The sequence below is a fragment of the Candidatus Neomarinimicrobiota bacterium genome (assembly GCA_034716895.1).
GTDB lineage: Bacteria > Fidelibacterota > UBA8477 > UBA8477 > JABMPR01 > JABMPR01.
In genome coordinates, this window is record JAYEKW010000149.1 from 1 (window position 1) to 2,557 (window position 2,557).

General features: G+C 46.7%; 1 protein-coding gene. It reads left to right on the forward strand.

The window, feature by feature from the left end:
• Positions 1-21: 21 nt before the first annotated feature.
• Positions 22-2,557 (forward strand): hypothetical protein (locus U9Q77_09420; protein ID MEA3287577.1); only part of this gene is annotated, 2,536 nt, incomplete at its 3' end.

Genomic DNA, 2,557 nt, shown 5'->3' on the forward strand with positions numbered 1-2,557 from the left:
CATCTGGACCATCTCGTTTGGATGAGTGTTAGTTCTGGTAGTCGCTTAGATTATACCTATAAACAGGCCAATAATATTGATGCCAGTGCATCAGCCAGTCTGAACAGCGGAGAGGGATTTAACCCCATCGGTGGGACCTTTACCGGCACATATAATGGTGATGATTTTAGTATCAGCGCTTTGACCATCGATAGACCCTCAACAAGTGAGGTAGGTTTTTTTGGGGAACTTGATAATGCGTCTGTATCAAATTTGACCCTAAGCTCGGTTGACATTACTGGATATGCTTATACCGGGGGCTTAGCAGGAAACGTTAAAGGAACAAGCCAAATATCCGGTGTAACAATAAGTGGAAGTGTGGATGGAAACAGCTCGTATACGGGTGGTTTTGTTGGTAATTGTGAGGAATCGGTTCAAATCAGCAACTCCAGCACCTCTGCCGGCGTAAGCGGTAAAACAGCTACCGGTGGCTTTGTAGGGCGGTCATTAACAAGCTCACAGTTTACTCAATGTTCTGCCAGCGGGAGTGTGAGTTCAACAGTAGACCATATTGGTGGGTTTGCTGGTGAGATTCGGGGAGCTACTATCAGTGAGTGTTGGACTAGTGGAAATGTTAGCGGCTCCGCAAGAGTCGGCGGGTTTGCCGGCTACGCGATAAACAATAGTACGGTAAATATCAACAATTCCTATTGCCGAGGTACAGCGACAGGTAGTTCTACAAAAGCTGGAGGATTCATTGGTCAGAATTCCGGTGCTGATATAAGCAATAGTTTTAGCACAGGCTCTGCAAGCGGTTCTGGAGATGTCGGTGGATTTGTGGGTTATCATGGCAGTGGTACTTACAGCAATTCTTTTTGGGATGAAGATGTCAGTGGATTGAGCGATGCCAGCGGTGGTGGTACCACCTCGGGTATTACGGGGAAGACAACAACTCAACTAAAAACAACGACTACTTTTACAGATCAGTCAGCTGATGGCTTAGCTGCTGCCTGGGATTTCGAAGGCAATCCCTTTGATGATGGAAACAGTTCCAGTCTTTGGGATATGGATGCAGGGTTAAATGATGGCTATCCGGAACTGCCCTGGAACATTGCATCGGGCTATAGTTATGCTACTGCAGTTTACACGATGATACCTGCTACATCTTCGCAGAGCACAGGTTCAGGTGGTGGTTTTGTACGTACTGGTTCCAGTATTACAGCTCATGGGCTTTGCTGGAATACTTCAAGCTCGCCCACTATTTCCAATTCAAAAACTACGGATGGAAGCACAACAGGAAATTTCACCTCATCCATGACCAATCTACAATCCCACTCCACCTACTATATCAGAGCCTATGTTACTGACGGGGGTACAAGTTATTATGGCGAAGAATACACCATTTACCCCACCCACACGGTGACTGAACCGACTACGAATGCCGGTGTGTATCAGATTGCCAGCCTGGAAAACCTGGGCTGGATCAGTGAAGACGAAAGTCGTTGGAGTTATGATTACGCCCAAACAACAGATATTGATGCATCTGCTACCTCCACCTGGTATAATGCTGAAGGATTTCTGCCTCTGGGTAAGCTCTCCACAAAATTCACCGGTACCTATGATGGAAATGGTTACAGCATTACATCCCTCACTTTCGACAGGGGCAGCACGAAATATCAGGGTCTATTTGGTTATACGGATGGTGCAACCCTGACGGATATTCATATTATTGATGTAGGTATAGATGGTGACGACTACTGCGGTGGTCTGGTGGGCAAGGCTTCCAATAGTACAGCTATATCGGGCTGTATTGTAGAGGGACTGGTTCAGGGTGATGATCATATCGGTGGTTTTGCCGGAGGGGTCAATGGTTCAACCATACAGAATTCTTACAGTCGAGCCAGTGTGGGGGCTGATACACATGGTGGCGGATTTGCCGGAACTGTGGAGAACTCATCCACCATAAGCAATTGCTACAGTGCTTCAGTAAATGCCCTGAACGTCCCTGTTGGTCCAGTTCTCAATGAGGAGGTCAATGGGGGTGGATTTATTTATAATGTAATTTCATCCACGGTCACCGATTGTTTTTTCGATCACGAGACAGCTGATTTTTCAAATACTGATGCGGGCGAGGCCTACAGTACTGCCGAAATGAAAAACGTTAAAAGCTTCAGTATCAATCCTGATTACGTGACAAGTGCCTGGGATTTTACAGATAATCCTTTTGATGATGCCGCTTCTTCGGAGATTTGGGATATTGACGGTAGCGGAACCATCAATGATGGATATCCGCATTTGTCTTATGAGAATGTCGCTCTGTCTGTGGCACCTTCAGTCTATACCAATCCCCTATCCGGCATATCAGAAGGTCTACCCTTAAGCGGGGCTTTTGTTCGGGACGGTGGTGCCAGTATAACCGCAACAGGCGTTTGCTGGAATACGACTGGCTCACCCACCACATCAAATGATCACAATACGGGGACACTCTCTGCTTCAGCATTTACAGCAGAAGTAAATAATTCAAGCCGCAGCACCAGCTATTACCTGCGAGCCTATGCCACCAATTCAAATGGTACAA